This window comes from Pedobacter folensis (assembly GCF_056490665.1).
In genome coordinates this window covers 439,124-455,672 of the sequence record NZ_JBWJIF010000001.1, presented here as the reverse complement: position 1 = coordinate 455,672, position 16,549 = coordinate 439,124, and the positions used below count along the sequence as shown (strand labels likewise).

The following is a 16,549-nucleotide window of genomic DNA, read 5'->3' as shown; positions in this document are numbered from 1 at the left end:
TGGGGAAATCCATATTAAAGCCATCTTACCTATTCCATTTTACATCTTACATCTTCCATCTCCCGTCCTACATCTTGCATCTTCCATTTTCCATCCTCCCTCTCCCATCCTTAAATCGGAATAATCACTTTAAAACTTAAGTTCCTGCCCATATTGTAAATTCCTGACCGGCCATTGGGCGAACGGTTGTAATATTCGAAATACTTCAACCTGTTTAAATTTGATTGATAGGCGATGTTGAAAATATTATCGGCCTGAAGAAAAATATCACACAAAGTTTTTCCTTTTTTCGTTTTTAATGCCGATCCTATGCCGCCGTTAATTAATGTATAACCTGCGGTAAAGCTTTCGGTATCATCTAAAGCATAAAATTTATCCTGATCAGCGAAAAAAGCAGCATCAATTTTAATATAGGGTTTATCAAAAATACCTATAGGTTTTTGTGCAGTCGCTTTGATCTCCGTCCTCACTTGCAATGGCGGAATAAAAGGAAGGTATTTAGCCGCTCTGCCATGTTTATTCAGGAGTTCCTGGTTCTGGTTCAGGCCAACCACATATGCCAGGCTATTATTGAAACTTAACCATTTTAAACCAGTAGGATGTAGATTTATCGAAATTTCTGCGCCATATAATCTGGCTTTTGATTGCTGATACTGATAGGTTAAATTACCAGGCACAATAACTACGGGATTTCCGTTGGCATCGGTCAAACGCGACTGATAAATATAGTTCTGAATATTGTTGTTAAATAGTTCCAGGCTTATATCGGCATCTTTCAAATAGGCAATAATGCCAACATCTTCCTGAAGGTTAAACTCTGGTTTAAAGGTCCTGTTACCCAAATACACAATATGTGCACCTGGATCTAATCCGTTAGAACCGATTTCCGTAATGTTTGGCGCCCTGTATCCTCGTGCCATATTGGCTTTAATTAAAAGCCTTTCCGAAATATTGTAAGTTAAACCCAAACTTCCTGATAAACCATAGTAGTTTTTATTAAATGAAGGAAACTGCAGTTTCCCGGTTGGGTCGTTTGCGCTTACTTGTTTCCCGAAACCAGATTGAGCATCGGTACCTACATAAAAATCACCCCAGTTTATATTTCTTCTGTCGATCCTGATCCCTCCGGAAACATCGACTTTACCCATCGATTTTTTTGCGAAATAAAAAGCACCGATATCGAAAAGGTCATAATCCGGAATGGGAAAATCGGTAGCAGCCTTACTCCTGTTCCCCTGGTACATCCCATTTATCCCAATGGTACTTTCTATACCAGCAAAATCGGGCAGATTATATTTAAGATCGTAATTAAAAGTGTTTAACACGACGTAAAGTCCAGCCTGGCCTGGTAATGTAGGGTGGTTATATTCCCTTCTTACACTTTGTTGTCCGCCAATCAATAAATTTAAATCACTCGTTCCAAATTTAAACTGACTGGTATTATAAAAGCGATAATGTTGAATATGCTGATGCAAGGGATTAATGGAATAAGTATTCAGATCACTTTCAGGTACAACAGGTCTGTTTTTAATATCGTCTCCGTCATCCAAAACCTGTCTGGTAAATCTTCTCGAGAGAGAATCTCTGCTACCATCAGGAATTTCCATTAAATTATCATAATAGGTAATGGCCGTTTTAGAAAAACCCCAGGCTTTATCTACCCTTGCACTGGCCGATAAATTGTATTCTCTAAAAGCTGTACCATAAACCAGTCCATCAATTTTATTTTCGTAATTATGTGCTGTTTTCCCGGTTGCCCTAAACGTATATTTCCAATCGTTTTTAATGTAGGCCAGGCCGAGCGAAGAACCGATCATACCATTATTACTCTGGTAATTTGCGGTAAAATCCCCTTTCAACTTTCCGGTTTCAAAGTTTGGACTATAAGGAATCATATTAATTACCCCAGCCAGGGCATCAGAACCGTAGGTTAAACTCGCAGGGCCCTTTACTACTTCGGCTCTGGTAATGCCATATTCGTCCACCTCAATCCCATGTTCATCGCCCCATTGTTGTCCCTCCTGCCTTAAACCATCATACAAAGTTAATACACGGTTATAGCCCAAACCCCTAATAAAAGGTTTAGAAACATTCGGACCGGTGGTAACAGCGGTAATGCCCGGTACTCCTTTAACAATGGCTTCGATCAAGTTCGTATTGACGTTTTGATCCATTGACTTTTTAGAGAGGACGGCAATAGGCACAGGGCTTTTACGCAATTGTGTGGCCCGGTTTACGCCGGTAATTACCACATCATTTAAATCTGATGCTAAACTTAATAAGTCGGCATTAACCAGGGCTGTATCCCCTTTTAAGATGACTTTAATTCTTTTTGACTGATAACCAATACCTGAAAAAATGAGATCGCAATTTCCGGCAGGGACTCCATTTAATTGATATAGGCCTGAACTACCCGATTTTGTTGATCCGTTAGTGCCTAAAATTTTAATGGTAATATTTTCTACAGGTTCGTTTTGAGAGGTTACTAATCCCTTAATCATCACCTTTTGGGCAATGGCATTTAGTGATAAAAAAAGACAGAAGCAATATAATAACAGGGATTTCATGAATACAAAATGATTTATCTAAATATAACTTTAGACAAATCTAAATTTTAATTTAAATATATCAAATTAAATATTTAGATAATATTTAACATGCTTAAAATCAAGACAATTAAGGGTAGCGTTTGGCGCTAAGCGGAAGGCGCTTTTAAAGGGACAAGGGATTTTGAAATGACAAGCGTTATGCGTTTTTTTTTATAAGCTGGCAACTATAGTGTATATCACCCGTTAACAAAGCGGATTTACGCGGAAGTGGATACGCTTCGCGTGACAAAATTTGGATGATTTCTAAAATCATAATCAATATAACAAATCATTTTCAACGATTTATATAACTCAATACCTACTCATATTTTAACGCATCTACAGCATTTGCTTTTGCCGCACGGTACGACCTGAAACTTACCGTAATTAAGGTGAGCACCATTGATGCGGCCATGGCCAATACAAAAGGCCAAATACCAAGCGGCACCCGATATGCAAAACCTGATAACCATTTGCTCGCCAAAATGTAGGCCAATGGCCAGGCTATGAGATTGGCCACAAAAACCATCCTGATAAAAGCACTATTCAGCATTTTAACCAGCTCGGCTGTTGAAGCACCGAGTACTTTTCTGATGGCCATTTCTCGTGTACGCTGAGCAGCAACAAAAGAGATTAATCCAAAAATACCGATAAAAGAAATAAACATAATTACACCGGCAAATATCCTGAACAAGAGACCAGTAATACGTTCTGACTCATAGTAATTATTGATGTCATCATCCATGAATTCTGCTTTGTATACCTCGTTAGGGAAATTACTTTTCCAGATATTTTCTATTGTTTTCATGGCCGGCATAATTTTTTCAGCATCCAATTTCACCGCCATGTTATAATATTGCCTTTTTTCCTGGTAAAAAACCATTGGAGATATTTTTTCTTTGAGTGATTGATCATTAAAATCTTTCACCACACCAACAATCGGCCCTGTCCTTCCATTTTGTGCGATGACTTTCCCAAGTGCCAACTGGGGATTAGAGATACCTATTTTCTTTACAAAAGTTTCATTCGCGATGTAAGCATTGGCCGTATCGCTTTTTGGATATACCTTACCTGACACAAACTGCAGTCCAAACAGATCAAAATAATGCTCATCGACGGGGCTTAACCGAACCTCAAAGTCTTTATTTTCCTTGCCATCAACATAAAAATTTGTAGTGTTCATGATACCTGAAAGAGGTGGCCTAACAAAATAAGTTTGTTTCTCCACTCCTGGTATATGAAGCAGCTTTTCCCTGAACGACTGCTGACGGCTTAAACTTGCGCTATCACCCGGAAAACCAATCATAACCACAGCATCCTTTTTGAAACCAAGAGGTTTTTCTCTTACATATTGCATTTGTTTGATCACCACCAGCGTTGCAATAATGAGCACAATAGTAATGGTGAACTGCATGATGATCAATACCATGCGCAAACTTAAATTCCCTGTTTGGATACGCACCTTGTTTTTGATGGCCAAAGCAGGACTAAAGCCTGAAATAATCATTGCAGGATAAAAACCAGCCAAAAAACTAACCAGCGTAACCAGAAGAAACAGAAAAACAAAAACTGAAGGGTTTGTAAAGAGCGATAATGAAACCTGCCCTTTAAAAAGATGTGATAACAGTGGCAGTAATAATTCAGAGAAAATACAGGCCAATAGCATAGAAACTACTACTATGGTTGTGGTTTCGGCCAAAAACTGCAGCACAAGTTGCCTACGCATAGCGCCCATAACCTTCCGCACCCCAACCTCTTTTGAGCGGTTAACCGACTGGGCTGTAGCCAGGTTGATAAAATTAATGCAGGCTGTTACCATCAAAAAAAGACCAATAATGGCCAGTCCGTATACCTCCTTTTTCGTAATGGCTGTTTCAGCAAAATTATTGTAACGCTCGCTAAAGTGAATATCAGATAAAGCCTGTAAATGGCTACGCTGATTGCCCGCAAGTTTTTTTTGTTTTAAGTACTTATCGTTCATCCTTTCTAATGATTGCTCTAGTGCCGCCAATGAAGCACCAGTTTTGAGCAGCATAAAACATTCGTTATAAGTACTTACCGAATCCCAATCTTGATTATTAACACCATAAAAAGTAGGGTAACTAATCATAATTTCCATGGGAATACTACTGCTACTTGGCAAATTGGCGATTACACCAACTACCCTTAAGCGGATGGAATTCCAAAAGGTGAAGTTTTTACCTATAGCCTGTTGAGCCGAACCAAAGAAAATTTTAGCGGTTCTTTCCGAAATCACTACAGTATTGGGTTCTGAAAGCAATTGTGTGGGTTTTCCGAAAAGCCATTTCACCTGCAGGATATCGAATAAATCGGCTTCTGTAAAGTATACATCTTTCACGGCTTTAAAATGCTCGGTTCCGTCTCCATTGCGTACCAACACCACTCCGCTGCTGCGCGAAATCCTGGCCAGTTTCTCAATACCAACCAGTTCTTCTTTAGCTGCAGGGCCAAAAGGTAAAGGCACTCCTGCAGAATAATCGTCAAAACTGTTGTATTTCCAATCAGTTACAAACCTGAATATCCGCTCGCTATCCTTAAAATGTGTATCGTAACTCAGCTGAAACTGGATAAAAATAAAGATCAAAATGCAACTGGTCATTCCGATAGAAAGGCCTAGGATATTGATCAATGCGTATGATCTGTTCCTCAACAAGTTTCTAAAAGCGATCTTCAGGTTTAATTTGAACATAAATCTAAATTTCTATGGAGCACGCCATTCCTATGCCAAATATAAGCAAGCTCACGGAAAGCATTTTAAAGGGCATATATCATTATTTTATAAATCATATTTGTTCATTAATGAACAAATATGTACATAATCGGACAGCCTGTTATGATTCTAAATCATTTTTATTGGATCGGGTTGGTGTATCCGAACTTAGGCACAAACCCTCTGTATATTAATATATTATCGACCGAATAGAAATAAGCCAAGAAAATCTTTAAAATATATTTGTACGTATACTGTTAAAGGCACAGTTATTATTATTATAATTGGGAACAGAAGAGTGGAATCCAACTATATACCCGAAGGAAGACTGTACCTAAAGGAGTTGTTAAAACAGTACTTAACCCGATAAATAGAATATAATGTTGGTGATCAATAATTTTGAAGAGTATGAATCGCATCTAGGTAAAGAACTAGGTGTTTCGCAATGGCATACTATAGACCAGGAGCAGATCAATAAATTTGCCGATGCCACCCTGGATCATCAATGGATACACACCGATCCGGAAAAAGCTAAAAACGAAGGCCCGTTTAAGGCAACCATCGCACATGGCTATTTAACCTTGTCGTTAATTCCTTATTTGTGGAAACAGATTGCAGATGTACGCAATATTAAAATGGAAATTAATTACGGTATTGAACGCTTTAAATTCGGTCAGGCAGTTTTAGTGGATAGCGAAGTGCAGTTAAAAGCTAAATTAAATTGCATTAGCAATTTGAGGGGAATAACTAAGGTTACGATTCAAGCTACACTTGTGATTAAAGATCAACCCAAACCAGCCTATGTAGGTGATGTGGTATTCTTGTATCATTTTATATAGTATCATTCAACCTGGCGACGTAATTACCACTGGTTTTCATACCGGGAATTTTGATATCAGGCAAAATGATTATCAGTGGGACAACGAATATTGAAGAAGATTTTTTAAAAAAGTCAATTCTTTAAGGTACCGTTAATTGTAAAATCGAAAATATCAAAATTACGGGGATCACCTTGAGCTTTTATTTTATATATGGTGTTTAAAGGATGAGAAATAACCATGGGTACCATTTCTTCATATCTGCCACCATGTGAACGCAAGGTGCCATCTAAAGCTTTTAGTTCGTGATGAGCCGCGGTTTTTCCGAGAACAACATCACGTGCCGATAATACAAAAAGATCTCCGCTACGATCAGCCGGTTGTTCCAGTATGCGGCAACCCAATTCTTTGTCATATACCTCGGTGATCCCATCTTGCAAGATCAGCCAGTTTTTTATCTCATTTATTTTTGACTGGTCTTCTACATGTACAACCACATAAGAACCTAAAGCACCATGGTGTTTTACATACGGATCGGTAATGGGGCAGATTACCCTAAAGCCATTTCCAAATTTCGCGGTAAGCATTGTTTCAATATATAACACATTGGGCGATCCATCAGCTTTAATTTTAGCATTCATACCGTGATCGGCAGTAGCGCCAATTATTGCACCCAGCCCGAGCATTTTTCCAATTTCGACATCCTGGGCTTCATAAAAAGCCAGCGACTCTTCAGTTTCTGGTGCATAAGTATGTTGCATGTAATCGGTTAATGATAAATAAAGGAAGTCGGCCATTCCATTTTTAATGAGGGCCACACCTGCACGTAGGACAAACAAGCTCGCATCGGAACTGTATATAGCAGGCGTTTTATGGCCAATAAGTGTTTCTACATTTTCAATTCCATGCGTTTCCAGTGTCGTCTGATCGGCCTTTTCGGCTGAAAAAGCAATACCTTTCAGTTTATAAGAAAGGATATCACGTAATTTTTCTTTTGCGGTAACAACCGCAACCTTACGACCTGCATTTGCAGCCGCAGCCAGTAAAGTATCGGCACGTAAATATGCTGAGGAATTCATCATTACCTCCTGATCTTTTTCAGTATCATAAAAAAAATTTCCGCATATGCCGTGTACCGCCGGACTAACCCCCGTTACAATGGAAGAATTGTTCACGTTCGTAAAAGAAGGTAATGCCCCACGTACCATACCTCTATAACCCTTCATTGCCATTTTTTTTAAGTTGGGCATTCGGTCGTTAGCCATTGAACAATCAAGATATTCAGCTGCAGAGCCATCCATGCAGATTACAACAACCGGTTTTACAGGAGGAGAATAAGTTTTGCCGTTTACTGAAAAGGGAGTAGTAGAGATCTTGTCCATTTTATGTGGGAATGTAGTATTTTATAAATTTTTACCTGAAACTTGCCCGAAAAAGCCAGATGATTCGGTGGCAAATCATCATACTGCCACTAGCTATTTAAGTTAAATGGCTTTTCTGAATGCTTTCTTTAAGCAAAGTAAATTCGTAACTATCCTGCGGAATAATCCGCCTTAACGATTTTAGTTTTTCGGGCACAAAGCGAAACCGGATCTTACCATAAAGATCCTGATAAACACCTATTTGCTCCGTTATCTCCCGCAGCATCCCTTCATATTTCTGGTAGGTTTTGATTAATTCCTGTTTAAGTTTTTTGACTTCATCGCATTCACCTGGGTCGGTTCCCATTATCCTTTCCAGTTCTTCAAGCTGATCAAGAAGACCGATCAAATTTCCTACTGTAGTCTTACTTATCCCCTTCAAACTCATAAATTATTATTAAAAAAACTTTAAATTATTCCGGCAGTAATCAATTACTTGCTTTATATGGGCAACAACCGCATTGTTGTGCCCTTTAAGTTAAAATATTAGTTCACTTTAACTGGCTTAGACCTGGAAACGAAAAAAGCAATCAAAGCAGATAACACACAAGCTAAAGCCGTTACAATAAAAATATTGTTGCTATCGCCCGTAATATCGATTACATAGCCCAAAAAGGGCTCACCAATGGCGGCAAACAGGTAACCGCACATGTTCATAATCCCTATACCTGTACCGGTAAGCCTATTACCCAACATGTCCGGACTCAAGGGCCAGTAACAAGCCTGGGGCCCGTAAACAAAGAAACCAGTTAACAGCATCAAAATACTGCTGAGTATGATTTGTTGCGTTGGAACAATAAAGATAAGCAGGGAGAGAATTGCACTAGCCGACATGCCGACCACGATGGCTTTTAGACGGTTTCCTTTAAAAAAGGTATCAGATAAAACACCAAAGCATAATGCGCCAATGGCCATACCTACCGGGAGTAAAAATGTAACCCAAATATTCCCAGGGTTATCTTTCCAGTTTTTACCTAAAAAATGAACCGGAACCCAAAATATCAGTCCGTAGCGGGCCATGCTCTCAAAACCAAAAGATAAAGAAGTAAGCAAAAATCTTTTATTCCTGAAGGCTTCCTTATAACGGTCGAGCCAATCTGATTTATCTTCGGCCAGGGGCTGACGACCATTGTGCTCTTCAACATCAGGCCGGTCTTTAGCAATAATTAAAAATATGGTTGCCGTAACCAACAGCAACAGTACCGGTAGGCGGAACAGCATTCGCCATTCAATTCCCTGCTGCAACAGGACAATAGAAATCAGGTAGGTTACTGCAGAAGATAATCCGGCGGCCATGGTATAAAACCCGAATGCTTTGCCCCGCTCATGTTCATCCCACCAATTATTGATCAGTTTTGCACCTGGCGCCCAGGCCATAGACTGAAAAAACCCATTGAGGCCCCAAAGGATCATGATCATGGTAGCCGTATTTGAAAAGCTTATCGCAATATTGGTCATGATTGATAAATAAGCGCCGGTTACCACCATCAGTTTAGGACTCAATTTATCTGCAAGGTTACCATTGATAAACTGACCTATGGCATAACCGATTAACATACAAAAGCTGATCCAGCCAATGGTGCTATACGGTATATTCAACGAAGCAACCATGCCTTTCACCGCCCATCCAAAGTTGTGCCTGCCGGTGTAAAAGAAGAGGTAACACAACATGGTTACCAGTAACATCTTCCACTTCTGTTTGCCCGCGCTATTACTGTTCATTATGATTATTTTTGGCAACGTTGATCCCTACACGGATAGGCTTATCAGCCACGGCATAATTAAAGGCTGATTCTGCATCTGCTAAAGAAAACTCTGCTGAAACCAGTTTTTCAAACGGAAACTTTGTATGATTCGTTTCTATAAACTTTACCGCTTGTACAAAGTCTTCGTAGTTATAATTGTGAAGGCCTTTGATGGTAATGAGGTTACGAACAATACGCTCCGCATTAACCTGAACTTCTCTTGTTTTAAAAACCGCGCCAATCCAAACCGCTGTTCCGCCAACCGTAAGTGTGTTAAGCCCCATTTCCATGGCATCTGGCGAACCACTCATATCAAAAGCCACATCAATATCTGTTGGAAGATCTGCATCCTGACCTAAAAGGTGCTGCACATTGGCTCCGAATGCTTCGGCTAACTTTAAACGTCCGTCATTTACATCGGCTACATGGATTTCTTTTGCGCCATCGGCACTGCACATTGCTGCACATACCAAACCCAGCAAACCAACACCAGAAATTAATACCTTTTTTCCTTGAAGGCTACCTGAAAGACGGACAGCACCTGCAACCGTCGCCACTGCGCAGTTAATGGTTGCGGCAACTTTAAGTGAAATTTCTTTACTGATTTTAAGTACAGTTGTACCCTGCTTTAATACACAGTGGGTTGAAAGTCCTCCGTGAAGGGCGTCCGTATCGGTAACCTTTGCATGCCCATATTTAAAAAGACCATCAGCCTTTTGCGGCATACCTTCTTTCGCCCTTACTGAATCTGCATTGGAAGCAAATATGCTCCAGGTTACCCTATCTCCTATTTCAAGCTGGTTTCCTAAATAATCTTTTTGATTGTGTTCTGGATGAAAAGCCAGTACTTCGCCTACAATTTCATGTCCTAAAACGGTAGGAACAGCTTCATTACGCAAGCCACAAAAGGTATGCAGATCGCTTCCACAAATTGTAGTATATAAGTTTTTGACCAAAATTTCACCTGGATTAAGTACAGGAATAGTTGTTTCTATTTCCTCCAGCGCCTTTCCTGATCCATTAAAAACAACGAGGGTTGCATTTTTCATATTTATCTTTTTCTTTTATTTGATTATCTGGTTATTCTGGTTCATACTTCTTAATGCCGAAACAATAAGACAAAAATGAACTTTTAATGTTTAGCTAAAGTAAACAAATGTTAATATAAATGTTAACTATTACTAAACATTTGTTTAGTAAAATTACTGATAGTATATTTGACGACGAAAGTTCAAAAAATTAATTTATCTAATTTAATAGAAAGCAAATGTACCCTGAAATTAAAATGGTAGTATTCGATATGGCTGGCACCACAGTGAACGAAAACAACCTAGTTTACAAAACTCTAATGAATGCAATAAATGCCGCTGGTTTTTCTTATACCCTTGATCAGGTTCTTGCTGTTGCAGCCGGAAAGGAAAAGAAAGAAGCAATCAGGTCGGTACTTAAAACTTACGAAGGTTCTTTTGATGAAGAAGTGGTCTTCAATATATACGAAGAATTTATTGGTAAACTGAAACTGGCTTACGAAACTGAGGAAATTTTACCGCAGCCAGGTTCGATTGAACTTTTTGAGAAACTTCGACAAAAAGGAATCATTTCGGTACTCAATACTGGTTATGACCGGGTTACTGCAGAAGCTATCCTGAACAGACTTGGATGGAAAGTTGGTGCCGACTTCGATACATTGGTTACTGCTTCGGAAGTGGGTCAGAACAGACCAGAACCAGATATGATTTTGTTGGCAATGAGACACCATGGCCTTACCGATGGTAAATCGGTTGTTAAAGTGGGTGATTCCAGTATTGATATTGAAGAAGGCAAAAATGCAGGTTGCGGTTTAAGCATCGGCATTACCACCGGAGCGCATACACAAAAACAATTAGAAGAAGCAGAACCTGACGCCGTAATAGACAATCTAATGGATATCCTGGCCATGGTAACCAAGCAGAACTAAATCATTACTCCGAATAGCCTTCCAACATTAATGACAAACTCATACGGAAGCTCAACGATTAGGATCAAAGATGAAAGGCTTTTGGCATTAGGCCAGAAGCCTTAATATTTAAAAATTATCACCATCAACCAGTATCTTCTGTCAATCGTAAATGATTTCTTTTACGCTGCTTTCTGAATAAATGGAAAAGTATTTCCTGATCTTAGTTGGTAAAAATCGGCTGAAATAGGCCGTTAATTATTCCTATCTTGTGTTCGGAGAAAAAGATATGAAAGACACTAGCGAAATCATTGAACTCATTAAAGATTACGAGAAGAGGGAACTGGACTTAAGGCTTGATAATGAGCAACTCCGTCGGCTTAATGATGCCTTGCGACTTGCCGAAGAAAAAAGTGCCATACTCACTTCTATTATCAGTTCATCTGACGACGCCATTGTTTCAAAGGATCTTAATGGAATAGTGACCAGCTGGAATAATGCTGCTGCCCGGATATTTGGTTATACTGCCGAAGAAATGATCGGTAGTTCCATCCTGAAAGTCATTCCAATCGATCGGCATGAGGAAGAGCCCAAGATCCTTTCGCAGTTACGCAAGGGCGACCGGGTTGACCATTTTGAAACCATCCGCAGAAAAAAAGATGGAACGCTCATCCATGTATCACTCACCATCTCCCCCATTAAAGACAGCAGTGGACAGGTAATTGGACTATCCAAGATCGCGAGGGACATCACTGAAAAAAAACTGGTGGAGAAAAAAAAAGATGAGTTTATTAGTTTTGTTAGTCATGAACTAAAAACGCCACTAACTTCACTGCGTTCTTATATACAAATCGCGCTGCATAAGCTTAAGTTAAATGGCAATGACTTTATCGCCCATGCCCTTACAAAAGCCGAACAGCAGACCAAGAAGATGGAGAATATGATTACCGACTTCTTACACATCTCCAGGCTGGAGGGTGGGCAGTTAAAGTTTGAAAGCGCCCGCTTTGACCTTGTTGCCACCATCCGGTCATGCATTGAAGATGCGGAGGCAAGTAGCGAAAAACATCAACTGGTTTATGAGGGAGAAAATGAGGCGATGGTTATCGGTGATGCCGAAAAAATCTCCCTGGTGATGACCAATCTCCTGAGCAATGCCCAAAAATATTCGCCTGATGGAGGGATTATTACTGTTTCTTGCAAACGCAGTGATCAAAACCTCATCATTAGCGTAAAAGATCAGGGCATTGGCATCTCTTCTGAAGACCAAAAAAATATGTTCCAGAAGTTTTACCGCATCAGATCTGAAAAAACCCGTAATATCAGTGGCTTTGGCATTGGCTTATACCTATCCAGCTCTATTATTTCCTTACATGGTTCATCTATCAGTGTTGAAAGTAAGCTCGGTGTGGGATCAACATTTTCGTTCAGTCTTAAAACAGCCCATTAAACCTGTACAGGGTTTTACAAAAATAATGATTTGAACCTCTCTGCTAAACTAGCTAGTTAAAATACGCCATTCATACTTAGTTCTTCAGAAACTTAATTGTAGTGGGTTCTGGGCCATCGGCCGGATAACTCAAAAAGTTAACAGTAAGCACATTGCCGGTGATACTAAAAGTACCGCTATCAAAAAGCGACTGTTCAACCGCCCTAATTTCAGGTTGTCTTTTCGGCTCGAGGAATACCTGGCTTTTGATAATAGCGGTTAACTTGTTTCCACTTACCGAATAGGTTCCGGTAGATGTAACACCTCCTTGCAATCCATAATAGGTAAAGTGCATGGTAAAGGTTCCGTCTGCACTAAAGAACAGCTTACGTTGGTAATCCGGTGAAACAGGTGTCTCGGTCCAGCTGCCCACAAGTGGCAAAAGTTCTGCTTGTGCAGGTTTATCTTTTTTACAGGCGGTTAAAGCCATCGTACAGAACAGGATCAGGCTAAAAACCTTTAAACATATTTTCATAGCATTAATTTTGACACAGAAACGAGTAAGGTTATTAAATCGCTACAACAAAAAAAAGTTAATGTTGAGGCAAAATAAAAAAGAGGCTGTACCATAAGCTAAGGTTACATCCTATTGTCTCGCCTCAGCAAGTTAACCTAAACTTAAAACCTTTTAAACCGCTAAAACGTTTATTTTTAGATAACTTAGGTCATAACTTAAATATAAGCATATGAATACTCAGGAAGTAGCTGACAAATTGGTACAGCTTTGCCGTGAAGGCAAACACGAACAAGCCATTGATGAACTTTACGCCGACAACGTAGTGAGTAAAGAGCCAAAAGGCTCGCCAATGGAATTAACAGAAGGCAAGGATGCTGTTAAAAACAAAACCATACAATGGGAAGAAAGTGTTGAAGAAATACATAGCGCTTCTTGCTCCGAACCGATTGTTGCAGACAATCATTTTTCAATTGTAATGAACATTGATGCCACTTATAAATCGCATGGAAGAATGGCGATGAGTGAAATTTGTGTTTATGAGGTTAAAGACGGAAAAATCGTTGCCGATGAGTTTTTCTATCGCATGGGTTAAAATATAAAAAGCCCCGATATCCATCTGGGCTTTTATAATCAACTAACCTAAACTTATAAATACTAACCAAATATTTATACCGCAAAACTAAGGACCGATTATTAATTCAGTGTTAAATATTTATCACGTATTATCTAAAATTGGCGGCACTACATTAACTCAAAGTATTAAATAACGCTTAATTAACCAGGGCAACCTATTATAAAATAATCAGCTTCAAATTTGCTTTGCCTGTTCTATGAAGGAAAATCTTTTATTACCTTTAAATAAACGAGTAATTTCTAACCATAAAACGCATAGAACTGATGACAATGCCCATCCAGCAAGACCTTTCAAAAAAACATCAACTCATTTCGGATCTGTTTAAATGGCCTGCAAAAGCTTCTGACTGGGAACAGTACAAGCTTAGCAGCGAGCAACTTGATTTTTTTAAAACCTATGGATACGTTAGTGATGTGAAATTACTGGACGAGTGGCAGGTAGACCGGCTGAACAAAGAATTAGCAGAAATTGTTGATCCCGCACACCCGTTAAATGGGCTGTTTCACGAGTTTCACAGCAATGAATCTGCAGACCCTAACTCCGTTTTATTTCATGCATTAGGTGCCTGGCGGATTACAGAAGGTTTTCATGATGTAATATGGAATCCGGCTTTTGCGATGGCTGCCAGTCAAATTTTAGGCAATAAAGGCGTACGTTTCTGGCACGATCAGTTGTTCTGTAAACCCGCAAAACACGGAGGCGTTGTGGCCTGGCACCAGGACTATTCTTACTGGACACGTACGGGGCCCATGCAACATTTAACCTGCTGGGTTGGATTGGATGATGCTACCACTGAAAACGGTTGTCTATATTATGTACCTAAAAGCCATCACTGGGGCTTGCTGGATAAACCAGATTTAGCTGGTGATATGGAGGGCCTGATGCAATATTTAACAGAAGAGCAGAAGGCCGAATTTCATCCTGTTCCCATCGAACTTAAAAAGGGATATGCTACGTTTCACCATCCCTTAATGGTTCATGGTTCGTTCCCCAATAAATCGCCACGTTCAAGAAGTGCTTTCGTTTTAAATGTATTTACTGACGGTACTGAATCTAATACCGACGAAGCTTTGCTTAAAGGCGTGACACCCATTAGGGCGGGACATAAAATGGAAGGGCAGTTTTTTCCACTGATATTTTCTCCCGATAATCTGGTTTAACTGGTTCATTAATTACTCAATACTTAACCAAAATGACTTGATGAGCGGATCAATTCACCTGCAGCATCTTGCTGCCCTTACTTTCAATCCCTTGTGCATTTACCGTTTTTAACTGGTACATATTGAGTTCGCCTGCAAGGTATTTTTTGGTGGTAACGGTATCCTGATCTGACGGTATGGTCTCGATCAAGTCAAAGCCTTTTCCATTCCATTTATATAATTTATAAGCTTTTACTTCAACATCTTCTGGTTTCGACCATTTAATTTTTAACATATGATCAATAACCGCTGCTTTTAAATATTTTGGACCAAATTCTTTTTCAAAAGCATTAGTATAGGTATAAGCGATGCTTGGCGCACTCTGTTTGGTTCCATTTACGGCTCTTACCTGATAGGTATCGCCATTTTTCGGCCTCGGTATGGCTAGGTAGTTCATGTTTGAAGTAACCACACCACCAGCCAAAGCCCGAAATGCTGTGCCTCCTGCATTTTTTATAAAAACAGCATAGCCGGCAATTTCATGCTGCCGCAAGCTATCTACCTGCCAAACCAGGTTGTAAGTAGTATCGTTTGCGGTGATAACCTGTAAATGTTGTGGTGGCGAAAGTGCCGGAAAACTTCTGCTGAATGCTACGGTTACCGTATCAGAAGGTTTACTTCTATCAAAGGAGTTACTTTCTGCCACAATACTATACTGATACATTTCATGATTAACCAAAGTGCTTGCACTATCTATCCATTGATATTTATCGGTGCTATTTTTCATTATTTTAGCTGAAGCCAGCAAAAAGGTATCTTGTTTACCTGACTTTTTCAGAATGTAAAATCCATTGGCTTTTTCATCTTGATTTTCCCAGCTTAGCGCAATCTTCTCCCTCAGTTGTGCTGCTTTTACATGGGTTACACTTAAAGGCACAATAGCAAACTGTGGAATAACCTGAGCAACAGCTGCGTAATATATTTTACCATTAACAATATTTTCCATCGCCAGACGGTAAAAATAAGGTTCATTGGCATCAGAAACCTGATCTACAAAAACGCTGTCATTTTGATTTAATGTTGCTATGGGTGCAAATGAGACATCCTGCTTACGGCTACGTTCAATGATGATGCTATTGAGCAGGTAGTTATTGGCAATTCTCCAATTCAGGTTTATATTTTTAGTTCCTCTGGTATTTTTTGCATCAAAATCAACAGCCACAGGTATTTCGTCGGGAGCGAAAGCATAAGCCAGCACTTTTTCATCCTTTAATACCGCCTGCGCTACACTGATTTGTAAACGGTATTGATAAATTCCGGGATTTTTTCTGAGTGTGGTATCGGCATATAAAAATCTGGTATTGACAGCCGCCTTCAGGTTTTGCTTTATTAAAACCTCGGCGCCTTGTCTCCCTGTCCGGTAAATGGCCAGGGAGAGACTATCAGCACCATTAAGAGCGGGCAACTGATAACTAAGCAGAATATCTCCACCATCGTATTTTGCCAATAATTTGGTTTCAGGGTTTTGTTGCGCAAATACCAGGTCAGTAGCCCAGCAGCAGAACAGTATTGCAATAAGTATAGGTTTCAT

The 16,549-nt window shown here is 39.6% G+C and carries 13 protein-coding genes; 5 read left to right on the top strand and 8 right to left on the bottom strand.

What is annotated here, in order from left to right:
- Positions 1 to 110: 110 nt before the first annotated feature.
- Both AC04QZ_RS01655 and AC04QZ_RS01650 read right to left on the bottom strand, forming a co-directional pair.
- Entirely contained in the window at positions 111 to 2,501 is a 2,391-nt protein-coding gene (locus AC04QZ_RS01655; protein WP_478356318.1) for a TonB-dependent receptor, read from the bottom strand.
- 406 nt (positions 2,502 to 2,907) lie between these two features.
- Positions 2,908 to 5,298 carry an ABC transporter permease gene (locus tag AC04QZ_RS01650; protein ID WP_478356317.1) on the bottom strand — a complete coding sequence of 797 codons (2,391 nt, stop codon included), beginning with the start codon at positions 5,296 to 5,298 and terminating at the stop codon, positions 2,908 to 2,910.
- A gap of 401 nt (positions 5,299 to 5,699) precedes the next feature.
- Between AC04QZ_RS01650 and AC04QZ_RS01645 the strand changes: the two genes are divergently transcribed.
- Positions 5,700 to 6,158 (top strand): MaoC family dehydratase, encoded by a 459-nt coding sequence (locus AC04QZ_RS01645; protein ID WP_029274701.1) that lies wholly within the window; start codon positions 5,700 to 5,702, stop codon positions 6,156 to 6,158.
- A gap of 113 nt (positions 6,159 to 6,271) precedes the next feature.
- Here AC04QZ_RS01645 and phnA read toward each other — a convergent pair whose 3' ends face one another.
- The 4 genes from phnA to AC04QZ_RS01625 form a co-directional block, all read right to left on the bottom strand.
- Positions 6,272 to 7,519, bottom strand: coding sequence for a phosphonoacetate hydrolase (gene phnA / locus AC04QZ_RS01640; protein ID WP_478356316.1), 1,248 nt, complete (start codon positions 7,517 to 7,519; stop codon positions 6,272 to 6,274).
- Positions 7,520 to 7,616: 97 nt separating this feature from the next.
- Positions 7,617 to 7,946 carry a hypothetical protein gene (locus tag AC04QZ_RS01635; protein WP_478356315.1) on the bottom strand — a complete coding sequence of 110 codons (330 nt, stop codon included), beginning with the start codon at positions 7,944 to 7,946 and terminating at the stop codon, positions 7,617 to 7,619.
- A gap of 98 nt (positions 7,947 to 8,044) precedes the next feature.
- On the bottom strand, positions 8,045 to 9,280 hold the full coding sequence (locus AC04QZ_RS01630; protein ID WP_478356314.1) for an MFS transporter: 1,236 nt from the start codon (positions 9,278 to 9,280) through the stop codon (positions 8,045 to 8,047).
- Positions 9,270 to 10,352: a zinc-binding dehydrogenase gene (locus AC04QZ_RS01625; protein ID WP_478356313.1), complete on the bottom strand. Its 1,083-nt coding sequence runs from the start codon at positions 10,350 to 10,352 to the stop codon at positions 9,270 to 9,272. Before AC04QZ_RS01625 ends, AC04QZ_RS01630 begins: the two co-directional genes overlap by 11 nt.
- A gap of 218 nt (positions 10,353 to 10,570) precedes the next feature.
- Here AC04QZ_RS01625 and AC04QZ_RS01620 point away from each other — a divergent pair, with 218 nt between their 5' ends.
- Together AC04QZ_RS01620 and AC04QZ_RS01615 are read left to right on the top strand one after the other, a co-directional pair.
- The gene (locus AC04QZ_RS01620; RefSeq protein ID WP_478356312.1) at positions 10,571 to 11,260 is read left to right on the top strand and encodes a phosphonatase-like hydrolase; all 690 of its coding nucleotides are present in this window, start codon (positions 10,571 to 10,573) and stop codon (positions 11,258 to 11,260) included.
- A 268-nt stretch (positions 11,261 to 11,528) separates the two neighbouring features.
- Entirely contained in the window at positions 11,529 to 12,689 is a 1,161-nt protein-coding gene (locus AC04QZ_RS01615) for a sensor histidine kinase (RefSeq protein ID WP_478356311.1), read from the top strand.
- A 76-nt stretch (positions 12,690 to 12,765) separates the two neighbouring features.
- Here AC04QZ_RS01615 and AC04QZ_RS01610 read toward each other — a convergent pair whose 3' ends face one another.
- The gene (locus AC04QZ_RS01610; RefSeq protein ID WP_478356310.1) at positions 12,766 to 13,203 is read right to left on the bottom strand and encodes a hypothetical protein; all 438 of its coding nucleotides are present in this window, start codon (positions 13,201 to 13,203) and stop codon (positions 12,766 to 12,768) included.
- Between the two features lie 211 nt (positions 13,204 to 13,414).
- Between AC04QZ_RS01610 and AC04QZ_RS01605 the strand changes: the two genes are divergently transcribed.
- Together AC04QZ_RS01605 and AC04QZ_RS01600 are read left to right on the top strand one after the other, a co-directional pair.
- Positions 13,415 to 13,777 carry a nuclear transport factor 2 family protein gene (locus tag AC04QZ_RS01605; RefSeq protein WP_086545915.1) on the top strand — a complete coding sequence of 121 codons (363 nt, stop codon included), beginning with the start codon at positions 13,415 to 13,417 and terminating at the stop codon, positions 13,775 to 13,777.
- A 305-nt stretch (positions 13,778 to 14,082) separates the two neighbouring features.
- Positions 14,083 to 14,979, top strand: coding sequence for a phytanoyl-CoA dioxygenase family protein (locus AC04QZ_RS01600; protein ID WP_478356309.1), 897 nt, complete (start codon positions 14,083 to 14,085; stop codon positions 14,977 to 14,979).
- 49 nt (positions 14,980 to 15,028) lie between these two features.
- On the opposite strand, the gene AC04QZ_RS01595 is transcribed toward AC04QZ_RS01600, so the two are convergent.
- A complete protein-coding gene (locus tag AC04QZ_RS01595; protein WP_478356308.1) occupies positions 15,029 to 16,549 on the bottom strand; it encodes a fibronectin type III domain-containing protein in 1,521 nt (506 codons plus the stop codon).